The 18550-nt window shown below is 63.9% G+C and carries 19 protein-coding genes and 1 tRNA gene; 8 read left to right on the top strand and 12 right to left on the bottom strand.

The genetic code is table 11. From position 1 onward, the window contains the following. Window positions 1–84: 84 nt before the first annotated feature. From cysS to M1D74_RS02315, 4 genes are all read right to left on the bottom strand, one after another. The gene (gene cysS, locus M1D74_RS02330; RefSeq protein WP_458116349.1) at window positions 85–1533 is read right to left on the bottom strand and encodes a cysteine--tRNA ligase; all 1449 of its coding nucleotides are present in this window, start codon (window positions 1531–1533) and stop codon (window positions 85–87) included. Between the two features lie 24 nt (window positions 1534–1557). Continuing rightward, complete coding sequence (gene ispF, locus M1D74_RS02325) at window positions 1558–2070, bottom strand: 2-C-methyl-D-erythritol 2,4-cyclodiphosphate synthase (RefSeq protein WP_309071197.1); 513 nt, start codon at window positions 2068–2070, stop codon at window positions 1558–1560. Continuing rightward, window positions 2067–2783 carry a 2-C-methyl-D-erythritol 4-phosphate cytidylyltransferase gene (gene ispD, locus M1D74_RS02320; protein ID WP_309123810.1) on the bottom strand — a complete coding sequence of 239 codons (717 nt, stop codon included), beginning with the start codon at window positions 2781–2783 and terminating at the stop codon, window positions 2067–2069. The genes ispF and ispD overlap by 4 nt, the downstream gene beginning before the upstream one ends. A 118-nt stretch (window positions 2784–2901) precedes the next feature. Then, a complete protein-coding gene (locus M1D74_RS02315) occupies window positions 2902–3384 on the bottom strand; it encodes a CarD family transcriptional regulator (protein WP_056546372.1) in 483 nt (160 codons plus the stop codon). A 259-nt stretch (window positions 3385–3643) separates the two neighbouring features. Between M1D74_RS02315 and M1D74_RS02310 the strand changes: the two genes are divergently transcribed. Continuing rightward, window positions 3644–4183 carry a hypothetical protein gene (locus tag M1D74_RS02310; protein ID WP_309071195.1) on the top strand — a complete coding sequence of 180 codons (540 nt, stop codon included), beginning with the start codon at window positions 3644–3646 and terminating at the stop codon, window positions 4181–4183. Window positions 4184–4251: 68 nt separating this feature from the next. Here the strand turns inward: M1D74_RS02310 and M1D74_RS02305 are convergent, their stop codons facing one another. Together M1D74_RS02305 and M1D74_RS02300 are read right to left on the bottom strand one after the other, a co-directional pair. Beyond that, on the bottom strand, window positions 4252–4932 hold the full coding sequence (locus M1D74_RS02305) for a response regulator transcription factor (RefSeq protein WP_309071194.1): 681 nt from the start codon (window positions 4930–4932) through the stop codon (window positions 4252–4254). Further along, a complete protein-coding gene (locus tag M1D74_RS02300; protein ID WP_309071193.1) occupies window positions 4929–6179 on the bottom strand; it encodes a sensor histidine kinase in 1251 nt (416 codons plus the stop codon). Before M1D74_RS02300 ends, M1D74_RS02305 begins: the two co-directional genes overlap by 4 nt. Window positions 6180–6352: 173 nt before the next feature. Here M1D74_RS02300 and phoU point away from each other — a divergent pair, with 173 nt between their 5' ends. Continuing rightward, the gene (gene phoU, locus M1D74_RS02295; protein ID WP_309071192.1) at window positions 6353–7012 is read left to right on the top strand and encodes a phosphate signaling complex protein PhoU; all 660 of its coding nucleotides are present in this window, start codon (window positions 6353–6355) and stop codon (window positions 7010–7012) included. Window positions 7013–7125: 113 nt separating this feature from the next. On the opposite strand, the gene M1D74_RS02290 is transcribed toward phoU, so the two are convergent. Beyond that, entirely contained in the window at window positions 7126–7881 is a 756-nt protein-coding gene (locus tag M1D74_RS02290) for a phosphoglyceromutase (RefSeq protein WP_458116348.1), read from the bottom strand. Between the two features lie 155 nt (window positions 7882–8036). Between M1D74_RS02290 and M1D74_RS02285 the strand changes: the two genes are divergently transcribed. Further along, window positions 8037–8759 carry a class I SAM-dependent methyltransferase gene (locus M1D74_RS02285; RefSeq protein ID WP_458117121.1) on the top strand — a complete coding sequence of 241 codons (723 nt, stop codon included), beginning with the start codon at window positions 8037–8039 and terminating at the stop codon, window positions 8757–8759. A 12-nt stretch (window positions 8760–8771) separates the two neighbouring features. Here M1D74_RS02285 and M1D74_RS02280 read toward each other — a convergent pair whose 3' ends face one another. Beyond that, complete coding sequence (locus M1D74_RS02280) at window positions 8772–9092, bottom strand: DUF2516 family protein (RefSeq protein WP_309071190.1); 321 nt, start codon at window positions 9090–9092, stop codon at window positions 8772–8774. A 9-nt stretch (window positions 9093–9101) separates the two neighbouring features. Then, the gene (locus M1D74_RS02275; protein ID WP_458116347.1) at window positions 9102–10250 is read right to left on the bottom strand and encodes a trans-sulfuration enzyme family protein; all 1149 of its coding nucleotides are present in this window, start codon (window positions 10248–10250) and stop codon (window positions 9102–9104) included. 195 nt (window positions 10251–10445) lie between these two features. Between M1D74_RS02275 and tmk the strand changes: the two genes are divergently transcribed. From tmk to M1D74_RS02250, 5 genes are all read left to right on the top strand, one after another. After that, window positions 10446–11060, top strand: coding sequence for a dTMP kinase (gene tmk / locus M1D74_RS02270; protein WP_309123817.1), 615 nt, complete (start codon window positions 10446–10448; stop codon window positions 11058–11060). Next, window positions 11057–12220: a DNA polymerase III subunit delta' gene (locus M1D74_RS02265; RefSeq protein WP_458116346.1), complete on the top strand. Its 1164-nt coding sequence runs from the start codon at window positions 11057–11059 to the stop codon at window positions 12218–12220. Before tmk ends, M1D74_RS02265 begins: the two co-directional genes overlap by 4 nt. After that, the gene (locus tag M1D74_RS02260) at window positions 12217–13764 is read left to right on the top strand and encodes an alpha/beta hydrolase (protein WP_458116345.1); all 1548 of its coding nucleotides are present in this window, start codon (window positions 12217–12219) and stop codon (window positions 13762–13764) included. The genes M1D74_RS02265 and M1D74_RS02260 overlap by 4 nt, the downstream gene beginning before the upstream one ends. Window positions 13765–13843: 79 nt before the next feature. Next, window positions 13844–13916, top strand: a tRNA-Thr gene (locus M1D74_RS02255). A gap of 106 nt (window positions 13917–14022) precedes the next feature. Then, window positions 14023–14817: an SDR family NAD(P)-dependent oxidoreductase gene (locus tag M1D74_RS02250; protein WP_309069948.1), complete on the top strand. Its 795-nt coding sequence runs from the start codon at window positions 14023–14025 to the stop codon at window positions 14815–14817. Window positions 14818–14822: 5 nt separating this feature from the next. On the opposite strand, the gene M1D74_RS02245 is transcribed toward M1D74_RS02250, so the two are convergent. The 3 genes from M1D74_RS02245 to M1D74_RS02235 all read right to left on the bottom strand — a co-directional run bounded on the left by M1D74_RS02245 (window position 14823) and on the right by M1D74_RS02235 (window position 18487). Next, on the bottom strand, window positions 14823–15404 hold the full coding sequence (locus M1D74_RS02245) for a hypothetical protein (RefSeq protein WP_458116344.1): 582 nt from the start codon (window positions 15402–15404) through the stop codon (window positions 14823–14825). A 9-nt stretch (window positions 15405–15413) separates the two neighbouring features. Beyond that, window positions 15414–16562 carry a zinc-dependent alcohol dehydrogenase gene (locus tag M1D74_RS02240; RefSeq protein WP_309069946.1) on the bottom strand — a complete coding sequence of 383 codons (1149 nt, stop codon included), beginning with the start codon at window positions 16560–16562 and terminating at the stop codon, window positions 15414–15416. 71 nt (window positions 16563–16633) lie between these two features. Next, window positions 16634–18487, bottom strand: a complete 1854-nt coding sequence (locus M1D74_RS02235; RefSeq protein WP_458117120.1) for an amylosucrase — start codon at window positions 18485–18487, stop codon at window positions 16634–16636. Window positions 18488–18550: the final 63 nt, after the last annotated feature.

Below are 18550 nucleotides of genomic sequence, written 5' to 3'. Positions count from 1 at the left end.
AACACCTTCAGGTAGAGGACTTGCGTGTTCCCAGTTTACGCGGGCGGGCGCCCTTCCCTTTCCCTGACTGAAACCCTCGGACAGTCAGTCCCGCGCGAGACTCCAGCGCGCGCCGTCGGCAGAGTCTTCGACCACGACGCCGGCGCCGGACAATGCGTCCCGGATGGCGTCCGCACGGGCCCAGTCCTTGCCGGCCCGGGCTGCTGCCCGCTCAGCCAATTGCGACCTGATAAGCGCGTCGAGAGCGGCGTGTTCCGGACTGTCCTCAGTGCCCTGGGCGGCATCGACGTCGTCGAGTCCGAGCGCGGCGGTCATGGCCGTGACTGCGGCGGCGGCGTCGGCAACGGCGCGGTCGTCCTTGTCGGCAAGCGCAGAATTGCCGGCTCGTACGGTGTCGTGGAGAACGGCCAGCGCGCGGGGAACGTTCAGGTCGTCATCCATCGCCTCAGCGAAGGCGGCGGGGAGGTCCTGCCAGCTTGCTTGGCGACCTGCGTGGCCGGACTTCGCGAGGAACCCATCAATGCGTTCGACGGCGGCGGCGGCTTCCTGCAGCGACGTTGGCCGGTAGTCCAGCACGGAACGATAGTGGGCCTGCCCAAGGTAGTACCGGACAACCCGTGGGGTGGCGAGCTGCAGCATCTCGGCTGGGCTGATCGTGTTGCCAACGGACTTGGACATTTTCTCGCCCTGGTAGGTCACCATCCCGTTGTGCATCCAGAATCGGGCAAACGGGTGACCTGCAGCCTGAGACTGGGCCATCTCGTTCTCATGGTGCGGAAAGCGCAGGTCGAGCCCGCCGCCATGGATATCGAACTCGGCGCCGAGATACTTGGTGACCATCGCGGAGCATTCGAGGTGCCATCCCGGGCGACCGGTTCCCCACGGGCTGGGCCAGGCCGCCGTCGTCGGCTCCCCCTCTTTCCAGCCTTTCCAGAGGGCGAAGTCGCGGGGGTCCCGCTTGCGGTTGCTGAACTGCGCTTCCACATCCGGTGCCGCCTGCATGTCATCCACACTCTGGCGGGTCAGGCTGCCGTAGGCGGGCCAGGACCGCACGTCGAAGTAGACATCCCCGGAATCATCCGCCGCCGGGTAGGCATGGCCGCGGTCAATGAGCCGCTGGATGAGCTGGTGCATCTCCGGGATGTGCCCGGTGGCCCGCGGCTCGTAGGTGGGCCGCTGGACGCCGAGGGTGTCGTAGGCCTTGAGGAATTCCTGTTCGTAGCGATAGGCCAGAGCCCACCACTCCTCGTTGGGCACCCCGTCCGGATCCGCCGGCGCTTCCTCGAAGGAAGCCTTCGACTTGGCGAGAATCTTGTCGTCGATGTCGGTGACGTTGCGGACCACGGTGACGGCATAGCCGCGCACCCTGAGCCAGCGCGTGAGTTGATCGAACGCAATGGCTGACCGAACGTGACCGACGTGCGGCATTCCCTGGACGGTTGCCCCGCAGTAGTAGACCCGCGCAGCCCCTGGGGTCAGGGGCGTGAACTCACGGACTTCTGCTGTTGCGGTGTCATAGAATCTCAGGCTCACCGATCCAGACTACCGAATCAGCGGTCACGCACCGGCAGCGTCTGCTCCGTTCACCCGCACGACGACGGCGGTCGCGATCGCCGCGATTCCCTCACCCCGCCCTGTGAAACCCAGTCCGTCAGTGGTGGTGGCTGATACCGTGACCGGCGCACCGACAGCTTCTGACAAGACGGCCTCTGCCTCAGCCCGCCGCGGCGAGAACCTGGGACGGTTTCCCACCAGCTGGACGGCAACGTTGCCGACCTCGAAACCCGCTGTCCGCACGATGTGCGCGGCCTCCGCAAGGAGGGTGATTCCGGAAGCGCCTGCGTACTCAGGCCGGTCCGTGCCGAAGTTGCTTCCCAGGTCGCCCGTTCCGGAGGCCGAGAAGAGGGCGTCTGCCGCCGCATGCGCAACGGCATCACCGTCGGAGTGCCCGGCGAGGCCGCGCTCGCCCGGCCATTCCAGTCCGGCCAGCCACAGGGGCTGCGGTTGGTCCTCCGGGCTGAATGCGTGAACGTCCACACCGATACCCGTGCGGGGAAGACTCGTAGTCACTGTTGCTCCTTGGCGTACTGGGGTGCTTGGAGGATGGCTTCGGCGAGCGTCAGGTCAAGGGGTGTGGTCACCTTGAACGCCAGAGGGTCGCCCTGCGCCAGGGTTACCGGAATTCCCAGCATCTCAACCAGCATCGCGTCATCGGTCGCTGAAGCGGCAGCCGAAGGATCTGCATGTGCCGTACGGAGTGTTGCTGCGTTGAAGCCCTGCGGCGTCTGGACTGCCCGGAGCAAGGCGCGCTCCGGAGTAGACGTCACCGTATCTCCCTCCACCACCTTGATGGTGTCGGATACCGGAATTCCGGGAACGACGGCGGCCGATCCTTCCCGCACGCATGCCGCCACCGCACGGAAGACGTGGGGCGGCGTGAGCGCCCGCGCCGCATCATGGACGAGGACGATGTCGATATCGGGAGGCAGGGCGTTCAATCCCGCTCGCACCGATTCGGGCCGGTTGGAGCCGCCGTCGACCGCTGTCATGGTGACCTGGGGGTGGGTCTGAGCGGCAACGATTGAGCGCAACTGGCTGTCCCCGCGTGGCACGACCACCGTGACGTGTGCAGCAACTGCAGAGGTCAGGACGCCATGGAGCGCATGCTCAAGGAGCGTGCGACCGGCACATTGAACCAGCGCTTTGGGTATGCCTCGACCGAGGCGCTCCCCCGCTCCTGCGGCGACAACGATCACGCCAACGCGTGAGGGATCTTCAGACACAGCTTCACCCTACGCGAAGGAACAACTGCGCTTGCGCACTGCAAGCATCAACTGCAAACGTCCGCTGCAGAGGCACCGGAAAAGGAAAAGGACCGCGATAACGCGGTCCCTTTTCTTCCTAGGAAGCCAGTACTTCGTCGAGTACTGTGGCTGCCTTCTCTTCGTCAGTCTTCTCTGCCAGAGCAAGCTCCGAGATGAGGATCTGGCGGGCCTTGGCCAGCATCCGCTTCTCCCCTGCAGACAATCCGCGATCGTGATCGCGACGCCAGAGGTCCCGAACCACTTCGGCAACCTTGATGACATCACCGGATGCGAGCTTCTCCAGGTTTGCCTTGTAGCGGCGCGACCAGTTGGTGGGCTCTTCGGTGAATTCCGCCCGGAGTACGTCGAAAACGTGCTCAAGGCCTTCCTTGCCTACAACATCGCGTACCCCGACGAGGTCAACGTTTTCCGCTGGAACTTCAATGGTCAGATCACCCTGAGCCACTTTGAGCTTGAGATACATCTTCTCTTCGCCCTTGATAACGCGCATCTTGATCTCTTCGATCTTCGCAGCGCCGTGGTGAGGGTAAACAACTGTTTCGCCAACCTCAAAAACCATGTGGATAATCCCCTTTCCCGCAGATCAGTTTATCACGAAACCGACACGCCGATTACGCGTTTTCGCAGGTCAGCGGGCGGATAGACGATCAATTGGCTATCATTCCGCTCTTGACGCGGGGCGGATTAGGTGCATGTCGACGGACTGTGTTCGGTCAGGGAGGCTCAACGAAGTCCAAGAATCGCCCTCATTGCCGATAGGCTGTTCCCTAGCGTTATCCGTCGGTCCGCGTGACCAGCTACCCACAGGAGTTTGTGCCGTGAAGAGTGCCCCGAAGAAACGAGTACAGCTGGCAACCACTGCCGGTGCCGCTGTGCTGGCTGTCCTTGGAGCAACCGGCTGTTCAGCAGTGAATGAACAGGCCACGACTATCCAGTACGCGGCTTCCGACGGAATCGTCGAGTCAGTTGGTCCGGTCAAGCTGCGCAATATCCTGATCATCACCTCCGGTGAGGGCGAGCCGGGCACACTGCTCGGAACCATGATCAACGACTCCGACTCCCCGGTCCAGGTCACGATCGACGGCGAGAACGAAAGCTCGCAGATCACGATCGAAGCCAACGACAAGTACGTCTTCGAGGACGAGGTCGACGACGACGGCACCCTTGAAGGCGTCAGTGAAGTTCCCGGGTCGCTGGTTGACCTCGAATTCAGTGTGAACTCCGAGACCGCTACGTTCGGTGTACCGGTTCTGGACGGAACCCTCGAGGAGTACCGCGAATACGTTCCCGGAGGATTTACTCCGGAACCCTCTCCTTCCGAGGAAGCCGGCGAAGCGGCCGCCGAAGAAGAGCACTAAAACCCACGAAAAAGGCGCCGGTCAGGAAATGACCGGCGCCTTTTGTGTTCCCGCTCTTCCCTCTGGGGTTAGGGCTCGTACTTGTACCCGAGTCCGCGCACGGTCACCAGGTGCCGGGGCGCAGACGGATCGGGCTCGATCTTCCCACGGAGCCGCTTGACGTGGACGTCGAGCGTCTTGGTATCACCGACGTAGTCCGACCCCCACACCCGGTCGATGAGCTGGCCGCGCGTCAGCACCCGGCCGGAATTGCGCAGCAGCATCTCGAGGAGCTCGAACTCCTTCAACGGCAGGGAAACCTGGTTGCCGTTGACGCTGACAACGTGCCGCTCCACGTCCATGCGCACAGGTCCGGCTGCCACCGTGCTGGAGATCAGCTCCTCCGGTTCACCCTGCCTGCGCAGAACCGCGCGGACCCGTGCCACAAGTTCGCGTGAGGAGTAGGGCTTGGTGACGTAATCATCGGCACCCAGTTCCAGGCCCACGACCTTGTCGATTTCCGAATCCTTCGCCGTCAGCATGATGACCGGCACACTCGAACGCTGGCGCAACTGACGGCACACTTCGGTTCCGGACAAGCCCGGTAGCTGCAGGTCGAGGAGCACGAGGTCGGCTCCGGCACGGTCGAACTCGGTCAGCGCATCAAGTCCGTTGTCGACGACGACGGCGTCGAAGCCCTCCTTGCCGAGCAGATAGGACAGGGGGTCGCTGAAGGACTCTTCGTCCTCAACGATCAGGATGCGGCTCACGCTTCAACTCCTTGATTCTGGGCAGTCCTGCCCTTGGTGCTCTGCACACTCTCGTGCTTCTTGCTTCCGGTGGGCGCGCCTCCGGCGGTGCCGGCAGCGGGTGCCAGGCCAGCGTCGTCGTCCGTGGTTTCCATCTCCGGCAGACGCACCGTGAACGTGCTGCCCTGACCGTGCTGGGACCAGACGGTCACTTCACCGCCGTGATTGGAAACGACGTGCTTGACAATGCTGAGTCCGAGGCCGGTTCCCCCGGTCTGGCGTGAGCGCGCCGCGTCGATGCGGTAGAAGCGCTCAAAGATCCGCTCCTGCTCCTCGGGCGTGATGCCCAGGCCCTGGTCGGTCACGGAAATCTGCGCCAGTCCGTCCCGCGAGCGGAGACCCACACCGACCCTGGTTCCCTCCGGCGAGTAGCGGATGGCATTGTCGATCAGATTGCGGAAGGCGGTCATGAGAAGGTCCGGGTCTCCGAAAACCGGCGCATCGATTGTGCCGCCGACCACGATCTCGATCTGCTTGCTTTCCGCCGGGAGCTTGTTGCGGTCCACTGCTTCCGCGAGCACAGCGTTGATGTTGACCGGCTTTCCGCGGCGGACCACATCCGTTCCCTGCAGCCGGGACAGTTCGATGATGTCCTGGACAAGTGCCGACAGGCGGCCGGACTCCTTGTGCATCCGCTGGGCGAACCTGCGCACAGCCACCTCGTCCGACGCGGCATCCTCCAGCGCCTCGGCGAGGAGGGAGATGGCACCCACCGGGGTTTTCAGTTCGTGGGACACATTCGCGACGAAGTCGTTGCGGATCTCTTCGGTGCGGGTTATTTCCGTGCGGTCGTCTGCCAGGATCAGGATGTACTCCTCGCCCAGTGCGGCGACGCGGGCCTGGACGATGATGGTTCCCTGACCCAGCGGCCCGCGCGGCAGCTCCAGCTGGCGCTCCTCGATGACGCCGTCCCTCCGCACGCGCGCAGTGAGCTCGAGCAGCTCGCTGTGCACGATGGTGTGGCCCCGAACCAGCCCGAAAGCGTAGGCGGCGGGACTGGCGCGGACAACGCCGTCGATCGCGTCCACGATGACGTAGGCACGCCCGACGACGGACAGCACATCGGCGGCGCCCTTGGGAAGAATCGGTTCGTCGGAATCCAGGCGGGCACGGCGCTGGGCCTCGCTCGCCCGAAAGGCGAGGATGCCGGCCACGCCGATAGCGAGGCCAACCAGCCCGGCGACGAGGCTCAGCAGTACAGGATCCACGGATCTAGCTTAGGCCGTGGTTACACCGCACCCTGCTGATCCGGTGGCATTGGCCCAGTGGTTCAACTAACGTTCACCTAAAGGTGCGTAACAGTTAAGAGGCAGCTGAAAACGTGCTGGACAGGACTGCGCATCTGCGCCCGTTCAGTACCTCAAAGGGAAAGGACGCCCACGTGCGTAAGGTTTTTCAGGCGGAGCTTCACCAGATCGGCGAAGAACTCATCGAGATCTCGAAGCTGGTTTCCGAGGCCATGCAGAAGGCCACGACGGCGTTCGAGGGAGCTGATACCGAGTTGGCCCAGGAAGTTATCGCCGCGGATGCACGCATCGACTTCCTGCAGAATGACCTCGACGAGCGCGCCATCGACGTCCTTGCGCTGCAGGGCCCGGTCGCAAGCGACCTGCGCATGATCGTGGGCGCGCTGCGGATGAGCGCATCGCTCGAGCGCATGGGGGATCTGGCCCGCCACATCGCCCAGCTCGCCCGCCTTCGCTTCCCGGAGAATGTCATCCCCGAAAGCATCCGGCCCACCTTCAACGAGCTGGCGCAGCTGGACATCGCAATCGCCAGCAAGGTGACCGAGCTACTCGAAACCCGCAATCTTGAGCTGAGCAATGAAATCTACGCCCACAACGCGCGGGTCAATGAACTTCATGCGGGGGTGTTCAAGGCGGTTGCCGCAGCGGACTGGAACGCCTCGGCGCCCACCACCGTGGATGTCACGCTGGCCAGCCGCTACTTCGAGCGGTTCGCCGACCACGGCGTCTCTGTTGCCCGGAAGGTCACCTACCTCGTCACCGGTGAGTGGCAGCCCAGCGCTCCGCTCAACTGACCCACCTGCCGGACAAGCGACGACGGCCCGCCTCCTTCCCCAGGAGGCGGGCCGTCGTCGTTGTGAAGGTTTGATTCCACCCGGTGCAGGGTGGAAGCACTACCGGCAGGAAGTCAGTGCTTGGCCTTGCCCTGATTCGCGACCGCCTCGATGGCGGCAGCGGCGGCGTCGGCATCGAGGTAGGTACCGCCGGCCTTGACCGGCTTCAGGTTTTCGTCCAGTTCGTACACGAGAGGAATGCCCGTCGGGATATTCAACGAGGCGATGTCGGCGTCGCTGATGCCGTCAAGATGCTTGACCAGAGCACGAAGCGAATTACCGTGGGCTGCAATCAGAACGGTCTTGCCGGACTCGATGTCCGTGCTGATGTCCGACTCCCAGTAGGGCAGGAAGCGCTCGAGTACGTCCTTCAGGCACTCGGTGCGCGGCACGTTCTCGCCCAGGTCCGCATAGCGGGGGTCATTGGCCTGGGAATACTCGCTGGAATCGTCGAGGGGCGGCGGCGGCGTGTCATAGGAGCGGCGCCACTCCATGAACTGCTCCTCACCGAACTCGGCAAGCGTCTGGGCCTTGTCCTTGCCCTGCAGCGCTCCGTAGTGACGCTCGTTGAGGCGCCAGTCGCGCTTGACGTCGATCCAGCTGCGATCTGCCGCTTCGAGGGCGAGGTTCGCAGTGATGATTGCGCGCTTCTGGCGTGAGGTGTAGACGATGTCCGGCAGGATGTCGTGTTCCACCAGCAGCTCACCGCCCCGCACAGCTTCCTTGCGGCCCAGTTCCGTCAGCGCCACGTCCACCCAGCCCGTGAAAAGGTTCTTTTCATTCCACTCGCTCTGGCCATGGCGCAGCAGGATCACTTTGTAAGAAGTCATGGCTCAAGTCTGCCGTATTTGGGCATGAGGGGCACACGAAGTGCAGCCGATGGACCTTTCATTACCCGTAACCTTGAACGGTGCCAGAACGAAAGCCCGGACAGCCGGTTGGAGCGATCACCCGCGGCACCACAAATCCTAATCGTCTCCGGCGCATGGACCGGTGGTTGACCGGACCCCAAGCCTGGCGCATCCGCGGGGCTGATGATCCCCTGGTGGTGGACCTCGGGTACGGCGCTACGCCGGTGACCGCCGTCGAACTTTTCTCCCGCCTGCGGGCGCTCCGGGGCGATGTTGAGGTGGTCGGTGTTGAGATCGACCCTAAGCGCGTCCGCGCAGCTCTTCCGCTTGCACGCCCGGGCCTAAGCTTTGTGCAGGGCGGATTCGAGGTTCCGCTGGGCGGACGGCGTCCCGTCGTCGTACGCGCATTCAACGTACTGCGTCAGTACGGTGAGGAAGAGTATCTGGCGCACTGGAACCGTGTGCGCGGCCGGTTATCCTCAGACGGGCTGTTCATCGACGGGACCTGCGACGAGATCGGACGACGGTCGACGTGGGTGGCGATCACCCCGGAAGGACCGCTGTCGCTGAGTATTTCCCTCCGGTTCGGAGGTTTCGAGGTGCCCTCCGATGTGGCCGAGAGGCTGCCCAAGGCGCTGATCCACCGCAACGTTCCCGGGGAGCGGGTATTCGACTACCTGCAGACGCTGGATCGCGCCTGGCTTGATGCAGCGCCGCTGCGATCATTCGGAAACCGGCAACGCTGGCTACGAATGTGCACGTCGATGCGCGACGCCGGTTGGCCGCTTCTTGACGGCCCGGCGAGGTGGCGGTTGGGAGAAGTGACAGTCGCCTGGGATGCGGTAGCGCCCCGCTAAGAAGGCCGAGGCTTACCAGGGCCCGTACGGCCCGCTACCCTGGACTTCGCTGACCGCCGGCTTCACGTCTGCAAGGTAGACGCAGGCCGCGATGATGGCAACGAGTTGCAGCAGCCCGAACAGTCCGGCGGCGCCGAACAGGGCTGTGAGCGCTCCGATGCCTGCAGCGCCTGCGGTCATGCCCAACCAGAAACTCTTGGTGCGCTTGAACGTGGCTTCGAAGGATGCCGGCTTGCGCTGCGCGCAGTCGACCAGCGCCCACAGTTCGATACCGAGCGCGAGGAAGGCAAGACCCCGGAACAGCCAAAACTCGGTCAACAGCACGATTTCCACGGAATCAGCCTAGCGGTTATCCGGCGCGGAGGAGAGTGCTGCTTCCAGATCCGCCCAGAGATCCTCGATGTTCTCGATACCGACGGACAATCTGACCAGCGCTTCCGGAACCGTCTTCGGCTCCCCGGGCTGGCGTCGTCGTCGTTCAATCAGCGATTCCACGCCACCGAGGGAGGTGGCGGGCAGCCACAGGCGGACCGCTTCCACGAGGGCGTCCGCGGCTTCCCGTCCGCCGGCCGGCTCGATGCTGATGATGCCGCCGTAGCCCTTGAGCTGTGCGGTGGCGCGCTCATGGCCCGGATCGGTGGGAAGTCCCGGATAGCGGACCCGCTCGACCGCGGGATGCCCGGCAAGGCGCCGCGCAAGTTCCATCGCATTGGCCTGGCTGCGCTCCATCCGCAGTGCAAGGGTGCGCAGTCCGCGCAGCGCGAGCCATACCTCGAACGGCCCGGCGATCGCCCCGTGGAGCGTGCGGTAGGACGTCAGCTGGTCGCGCAGCTCAGGGTTGGAGGTGACCAGTGCACCGAGCACGACGTCGGAATGGCCGGCAAGATACTTGGTGACCGAGTGCAGAACGACGTCGGCGCCGTAATCCAGCGGTCGGCACACCAGCGGCGTGTTGAAAGTGTTGTCGACGACGACGAGGGCGCCCACGGCATGGGCGGCGTCGGCGAGGACAGCGGTCTCGGCGACCTCGAGCATCGGATTGGTGGGGCTTTCGAGCCACAGCATGTCGGCGCCTTCAAGCTGACCGAGCACCTGCTCGGTGTCCGCGACATCCACCTGCCGAACGGTGAGCCGCCCGCGGGCCTCCTCGGCGAGCGCCAGCGAAACGGAGCCACCGTACGCGTGGCGCGGGATGACAACTACTCCCCCGGTGGGAACAAGCGAAAGGGCCGCCGCGGCAGCTCCCAGCCCCGACGCGAAGGCCAGTGCCGGCAGCGCAGCACCCTCGAGCTCCGCAAGGGCCTCCTCGAAGGGATCCCAGGTGGGGTTGGACATGCGCGCATAGATACGGTCGCTGCCCGTGGGGGCAACAGTTTCGTGGAAAGTCGACGACAGCACGATCGGCGGGTTGACAGGAGAATCGTGCTCACGCCGCGGGCGGCCTGCGGCCACAGTGAGCGTATCCGGGGCAAGGTTCGCGTGCTGGGTCATTCGATCAGGTTAGTTGGTCCGGGTACGCGGTCCCTGCATCGACCGGGCGCTTATTACGGATTCTGGCGCGATCAGCGGTTGTGGGCGCCCGCTCGATCCCGGTGATCCACAGAACCATCCGTTGAAACGCGGTTCGTCAGGGCAAGTCGGTAGGCTGAACCAGTGACATCTCAGACTCCCCGCCGCACCGCTGGCATGTTCATCGCGTTCGAAGGCGGAGACAGCGCGGGCAAGTCCACGCAGGCCACGCGGCTTGCCGAAGCGCTTGAGGCGGACGGCCATGCGGTCATCCGTACCCGCGAGCCCGGCGGCACGGAGATCGGTGAAAAGCTTCGTTCCCTCGTACTCGAACACGGGCACGGCCATATTGACGCCCGCACTGAGGCCCTGATTTTCGCCGCTGCCCGCGCCGCCCATGTGCATCAGGTCATCCTGCCGGCCCTGCAGCGCGGCGAGGTGGTGGTATGTGACCGGTATATCGACTCCTCGGTGGCTTATCAGGGCGTGGGCCGGGGCTTGGGCGCGGATAGCGTGCTGGATATCAACATGTGGGCTGTTGAGGGACTGCGCCCGGACCTCACGGTGCTGCTGGACGTTGACCACGTCGAAGGACGCGGGCGCCGAACCTCCAGTGCAGCCGAGGAGGACCGGATGGAATCCGAGCCGGACTCCTTCCATGAGCAGATCCGGACCGCGTTCCGCCAGCAGGCCTCAGCCAACCCTGGACAGTACCTGGTGCTGAATGCATCCGACCCGGTTGATTCGATCGCGGAAGTCATCGCACAGTCCGTACGGGAACGGCTCGCATGAGCGTCTGGACATTCCTGACCGGTCAGGCAGCTGCAGTTGAACAGCTCCGCCGCGCCGCAGCAGCCGAGCAGCCCAATCACGCCTGGCTGTTCACCGGCCCTCCCGGTTCCGGCCGATCAAATGCCGCACGGGCGTTCGCCGCTGCCCTGCTATGTGACCGCCCATTACTGGCCGAACGCGGCTGCGGTGAGTGCAAAGGATGCACGACGGCGTTGGCCGGCTCGCACGCGGACGTCACCAACGTGACCACGGAGAAAGTCACCATCAGCATCGACGAGGCTCGTGAGCTGGTGAAGAAGGCCCAGGACAAACCGTCCACCGGCCGGTGGCGCGTCATCATCGTGGAGGACGCGGACCGCATGCAGGAACGCAGTACCAACGTCTTGCTGAAGGCCATTGAGGAGCCCCCGCCACGCACCATCTGGCTGCTCTGTGCGCCCAGCCCCGGCGATGTCCTTGTGACCATCCGTTCCCGCTGCCGCTCCGTCAGCCTGCGGGTGCCGCCGGTCGATGCCGTCACCGACCTGCTGGTGCAGCGCGATGGAATCGACCCGATCATCGCCGAAGCAGCTGCCCGGGCCGCGCAAAGCCACATTGGGGTGGCAAAACGGCTCGCTACCGATTCCGATGCCCGGGAACGGCGCAACCAGATCGTTCGGTTGCCTCTCAACCTGCGCAACATTGCCGGCGCGATGCGCGCCGCCGCCGACCTGGTGAAGCTGGCTGAGGCTGAAGCGCAGAGTTCCTTTGAGCAGCGCGATGCTGAGGAAAAAGCGGCTCTGCTGACCTCGCTCGGAGCACCCGAATCGGGCACTCTTCCTCCCGCCATCCGTGCCCAGGTCAAGCGGTTGGAGGATGACCAGAACCGACGTGCCAAGCGTTCCAAGAATGACTACTTCGATCGCGCCCTCACCGACCTCACCTCGTTCTACCGTGACGTCCTGATGCTTCAGCTCGGCGCCGGCGGACACCTTGTGAACGAGCCGCTGCGGCCCGAACTTGAACGCTACGCGGAACACGGGTCACCGGAGCAGACGCTCGCCCGTATTGAAGCCATCAACAAAGTGCGCACCCGGATCGTTGGAACCAATATCGCCCCCCTGCTGGCCATCGAGGCGATGGCCGTCAGCCTGCTGCCAGAGAAGGAACTTTCCGCGTGAACCACTCCAAACCCGTGCGCCGCTCACCGCTGCGTTCGCTGGCAGGTGCGGCCGCCGTCGTCGTCGGTCTGGTTCTTTCCGGCTGCACGGCGGGTCCGGACACCGGCGCGGTGACGGCGCCGCCAGAGGTGATCGGCGAAGTTCCGGAGAACCTGCAGGAGTTCTACACCCAGGAGATCACCTGGGAGGAGTGCGAGGGTGAGTTTGCCTGCGCCACCGTGAAGGTGCCGCTGGATTACAGCGCCCCGGGTCGGCAGTCGATCGACATTGCGGCTATCCGTCTTGACGCCTCGGGCGAGCCTCAGGGCTCGCTCCTGATGAACCCGGGCGGTCCCGGCGTCTCCGGCTACAACACAGTCCGTGATTCCGCGGAGTTCCTCCTCAGCGATCGACTGCGCCAGTCCTACGACGTGATTGGATTCGACCCGCGCGGCATCAACCGATCGTCGGCGGTGGAATGCCTCACGGATGAGGAACGCGAGGAAGCCCGGACAGAAACGATTCCCCCGGACGCGACCGAGGAGGAAGCGATCGCGCTCATCGAGGAAGATTCCGCCGAGTACGCCGAGCTGTGTGCCGAACGGTCGGGCGAGCTGCTTGGCTACATTGACACCGTGAGCGCCGCGAAGGACATGGACATTCTGCGCGCCCTCGTCGGCGACGAGAAGCTGAACTACCTCGGGTTCTCCTACGGCACCCAGCTCGGCGCTGCTTACGCCGGCCTGTTCCCGGAGAAGGTCGGGCGCTTGGTGCTCGACGGCGCTGTGGACCCTTCGCTGAGCTCTGCCGAGATCACGGCCGGTCAGGTCGCGGCGTTCGATGAGGCCCTTCGCAGCTACATCGCAGACTGCCAGTCGCAGAGCGACTGCCCGCTCCCCGGTGATGTCGAGGAGGGCGTTTCCGTCGTCGATGACCTCTTCGAGTCGGTCGAGGCCAGTCCGATGACTGCGTCGGACGGCCGGCTGGTGACCATCGGGACGTTCTTCCAGGGTTTCGTGCTTCCCCTGTACGACAGCGGAAGCTGGCCTGCGCTCACCGGAGCCATCGACCGTGCACTTCAAGGCGATCCCACGGAGTTCCTCCGGTTCGCCGACCTGAGCGCTGAACGGCAGCCGACCGGGGAATACTTGACCAATGCCTCCGATGCGTTCACCGCGGTGACCTGCCTGGACTATCCAATGTCTGCCGACCCAGAGACCATGGCAGCGGAGGCCGAGGCGCTGGAGGCGTCGTCGGAGGTGTTCGGTGAGTACCTGAGCTATGGCGCTCTGGCCTGCGAGAACTGGGAATACGAGCCCGTCAATGAACCTGCGCCGGCCAGCGCGCCGGGCGCGCCGCCGATGGTGGTCATCGGAACCACTGGGGATCCGGCCACCCCCTACGAGTGGTCACTAGCGCTCGCCGATCAGTTGGAATCCGCTGTCCACGTGACCTGGGAAGGCCAGGGGCACACCGCCTACGGCCGCTCCGGGGAGTGCATCGAGTCGCTCGTTGACGACTTCCTCATCGACGGCACGGTGCCCGACGACGGCGCCCGCTGCTGATTTTGACCGGTGAGCTTACGCTCTTATACAGTTATTCCTTGTTGAACGGGCCAGGTTTCAGCCTGGCGCCCAACAACTAGCCTCCTTAGCTCAGTCGGTAGAGCGTCTCACTCGTAATGAGAAGGTCGCCAGTTCGATTCTGGCAGGAGGCTCTTTTTGTGCCCTGTGCCGGGCTTGTTTCCCGTCTCCGCCCTTTCGCTCCGCTCCTCCCCGTACGAGAATAGGCAGCACGCTTACCTTTCCTGGGAGGATTCGGTCATGGAAACAGATCGCCCGCTTGCACTCATCACCGGCGCTTCGAGCGGTATCGGCTACGAACTGGCGAAACAGTTCCTTTCCAACGGCTTCGATGCCCTGCTGGTCGCCGAGGACGCGGAAATCACCACCGCGGCGAACTCCTTGCAAGACCTTGGCGGGCAGGTGTACGCCGAGCGCATCGATCTGTCAGAGCGCGAGGGCGTCGACCGCCTTTACTCCAGTCTGACCGCCCTGAAGCGGCCGCTGGAGGCTGCGGCGCTGAATGCCGGCATCGGCGCCGGCGGACCGTTTCTGGAGAACCGGCTGGAGGATGAGCTGCGCCTGATCGACCTCAACGTTGTGTCGACGGTCGCGCTCGCCAAGCGGGTGGCTACGGACATGGTGGCCCGCAACCACGGCAGGATTCTGTTTACCTCATCCGTGGTTGCACGTATGCCGTCGCCGTTCCAGGCTGTCTACGGCGCATCCAAGGCGTTCGTTCAGTCGTTCGGCCAGGCACTGCGTAACGAGCTGAAGGATACAGGCGTCACCGTGACCACTCTGCTTCCCGGCCCCACCGACACCGAGTTCTTCGAACGTGCAGATCTCATGGACACGCGGTTGGGAACTTCGAAGAAGGATGACCCGGCACTGGTGGCAGAGCAGGGGTTCAAAGGATTGATGGAGGGCGAAGGTAACGTGCTTGGTGGCTCCCTCAAGTCCCGGGCGATGGGGATGAGCGGCAATGTCACACCGGACGCTGCCGGGGCGGAAATGAACCGGAAGCTGAACGAGCCCGGATCCGCGCACTCGTAGGGCCGCTAGCGGCCGCGCCGCACCAGCTTCCTCGTGATCGCGAACGCTACCCCACCGGCGGCTACCCATGGACCTCCCACGATCAACGGGTCCAGCCACTGATGGTTGATATCGGAGCGCTTCACGCCGAAACGTGACGCGACGCCGTGCGCGCTCTTCTCAGCCAGAACGCCGGTTTCCGTCACCGGGTTATCGGGTCGCGCGGACGCAACTGAACGCAGGTGGCTTTCCCAGGCGTCCACCCTGTCGCCGAGGATGAGCAGCAGCCAGTGAGCCGCACGGCCCTCACTATAGGACGCATACGCATGACGGCGAATTGCACCGGAAACGCCCTTGAGCGGAACGGAGGTTCCGAACACGGGCGGAACGATGTCGTGTTCGATGGAATGCTCGCGATTCTCGGCCCCGGGCTGCTGCTCAGGGAAATCCCAGTGCGCGCCCGTATGGAAGGGGGCCAGCTTCTCCCGCGGATAGGACGGGCGGTCCGCCGGATCCAGGTCAGCGCCCCAACCCGGGATGCGGGCGCGGAGCTCGTCACGGGTTTCGGTGTTCCTTGGCTTGTTGGCAACGTATGGCGTTGAGTGCACGGCGCTCTCCTAGCTTGCGTTCGGAACGATCAGGGGCTTGATGCAGTTGTCCAGCTTGGCCGAGAAGATGTGATACCCCTCGGCGATGTGCTCCAGTGGTATGCGGTGAGTAACGATGTCGTTAGGCTTCAGGTAGCCGTTGCGAATGTGTTCCAGGAGGCGCGGCCACTGGCGCTTGACCGGGCACTGATTCATTCGCAGGGTCAGCCCCTTGTTGACGGCGTCGCCGAATTTCACGGCACTGAAGATAGGTCCGTACGCGCCGACCACAGAAACTGTGCCACCCTTGCGGACCGAATCGATGGCCCAGTTCAGGGCGATGGGTGATCCGCCCTGAAGCTTGAGCTTGGTCCCGGTCACCTGCTGGAGGAAGTTGCCGTCGGCTTCGGCGCCCACCGCGTCGATCACGACGTCGGCCCCCAGATAATCGGTCGCCTTCTTCATCTCGACCACGATGTCGTCGTATTCGTTGTAGTTGTAGGTCTCAGCGTGCGCGAAGGTGCGGGCCTTTTCCAGCCGGTACTCAAGCTGGTCAATCACAATGACTCTGCCCGCCCCCATCAGCCATGCGGACTTTGCCGCATACAGTCCCACCGGACCTGCCCCGAAGACGACGACGGTGTCCCCCTCCACGATGTCGCCCAGCTGAGCGCCGAAATAGCCCGTGGCGAGGGCATCGGTCATGAGGAGGGCGTCCTCATCCTCCAGCCAGTCAGGAATCAGCGACGGTCCGACGTCCGCAAAGGGGACGCGCACATACTCGGCCTGGCCGCCGTCGTACCCGCCGCACGTGTGGGAGTAGCCGTAGATGCCTCCCACCGCGGTGGCATTCGGGTTGACGTTGTGGCAGTTCGAGTAGAGGCCGCGGGCGCAGAAGTAGCACGACCCGCAGTAGACGTTGAAGGGCACCATCACGCGGTCGCCCGGGCTCAGCGTCTGCACCGAACCACCTACCTTTTCGACCACACCGATGAACTCGTGGCCAAAGGTGGTTCCTACCCGGGTGTCCGGCATCATCCCGTGGTACAAATGCAGGTCCGATCCGCAGATCGCGGCTCTGGTTACCCGGATGATCGCATCGTTCGGATGTTCGATCGCAGGGATGTCTTTTTCTTCTACACGGACCTTATAGGGGCCGCGGTACACCATTGCTCGCATGGTCACCTCGCTGTCGGCTGCACGTCAGAATAGTAAGCATACTGTCGAAATGCTCGCTCCGACAGGCCTTATCAGTTCGCGTAAGCGACCCGCAGCCAGACGAAGCTGCGCGGAGCAAGCTCGATACCGGCATCCATGTTCTCCTGCTCGTGCGTCAGCAGATTGGTCGCCGTCCGGTTGAACCCCGATAAGACAGCCGGCGCCACGGCCTGCGGACTGTCACCGAAGTTGGCGAGCACCAGCACCGCTGTGCCTTCGCCGGGACGCTGATATCCGAGGACGTGCCGGTTCCCGGTCCGGAAGTCCACCAGACGGGTTCCTTCAAACTCGGGGGTCGCTGCCCGGATGGAGATGAGTTCGGTCAAACCGGAGTAAACGGCGCCCTGCGGCGTGGAAGGATCCCCACGCTTCGCATAGCTGTCCGCAGGATAGTGCGGGCGGTGCACCCATCTGCTGTCGGCTTCATGACCCGGCTCAGCGGCATAGCCGTAATCGTTCCCCTGCGCGACCTCGTCGCCCAGATAAATCAGCGGAACACCGCCCGTGCTCAGGGTGATCGAGTGGGCCAGGAGGATACGCTGCACCGCTGCCTCCGGTTCCGTTTCCAACCCGAGCAGTGACGCCGTCGTTCCCGAGATCCGGCAGTCACCGGTCCTCGGGTTGTCCTGGAACGGAACCCCGTGAGCGAAGCTGCCCGGAAAGCGATTGACATAGAAGGAGTTGAGGAAGCGGCGGTGCTCGAACCCGTTGATGCCCAGCTCGGCAGCGTCTTCGTCGGCGAACGTCCACCCGATGTCATCGTGGCTCCGCACGTAGTTGATCCAGGATGTTCCCTCCGGGAGGTTATGCCTGCGTTCCAGCGCCTGCGAAAGGAGCGAAACGTCACGCGTGGCCATGGCTTCCCAGATCAACGCCATCTGTAGGGGGTTGTAGGAGAGCTGACACTCCCCCGGATCAATGTATTCGGCGACCTGATCCGGATGGACGATCGCCTCGGACTTGAAGAGGAGCGAGGGCGCGGCGAGTCTGCACACCGCGTTGAAGGCCTGCAGGAGCAGATGCGCTTGAGGGAGGTTCTCGCAGGACGTACCCACCTGCTTCCAGATGAAGGCCACCGCGTCCATGCGGAGGACACTGATGCCCTGGTTGGCGAGGAAGAGCATTTCCTCCGCCATTGCACGGAAGACCTCGGGGTTCGAGTAGTTCAGGTCCCACTGGAAGCTGTGAAAGGTAGCCCACACCCAGCGTCCGTCGTCGAGCTGGACGAACGATCCCGGGTGGTCGTCGGGGAAGATTTCCCGGGCGTGGGACTCGAAGGCATCCGGCATGGTGCGGTCAGGGAAGATCCAGTAGTAGCCGCTGAAACGGGAGTCTCCCTCCGCCGCCTTGCGTGCCCAAAGGTGTTCATTGGACGTGTGGTTGAAGATGAAGTCGACGACCAGCCTGATGCCTGCGCTGCGCAGCTCTGCGGCCAGTTCGCGAAGCTGAACCATTGTTCCCAGCCCGGGATGGACCTCTCGATAGCTCGAGACTGCGTAGCCGCCGTCTGAATTCGGCTCCGGGGCAAGGAACAACGGCATCAGGTGCAGATAGGTGAGCCCGAGTTCCTTGAAGTAGGGGATGCGGCTTCGTAACCCCTCGAGATTCTCCGCGTACCTGTCGACGTAGCAGACGCCTCCCAGCGCCTTGTTGGAGAGGTACCAGGCGATGTCATGCTCCTGGTCGTCGTCGACTTCTTTCAGCTCGGGAGGCCGCGCGACCCATGAACGCGCGGCGAGGAGCACGAGCTGTGTGAGCTGCTCCTGCCAATCGTTTCGGTCCCCGTACAAGGACTCGAAGAGCCGATACAAAGTAGGAAAATGCGCGTCGAGCCGACGGTTGAAATCCAACCAGTTCGCTTCGTCGGACTCGGCGTCGGAGCGCATGACGTCCCTGATGCGTGTGAAAGCGCCGTCCAGATCGTTCTCAACCATCGGTCCTCCAGCCGT

The sequence above is a fragment of the Arthrobacter sp. D2-10 genome (assembly GCF_054161285.1).
Note: the sequence above shows the minus strand (reverse complement) of the source record. Positions and strands in the feature narration are given on the sequence as shown.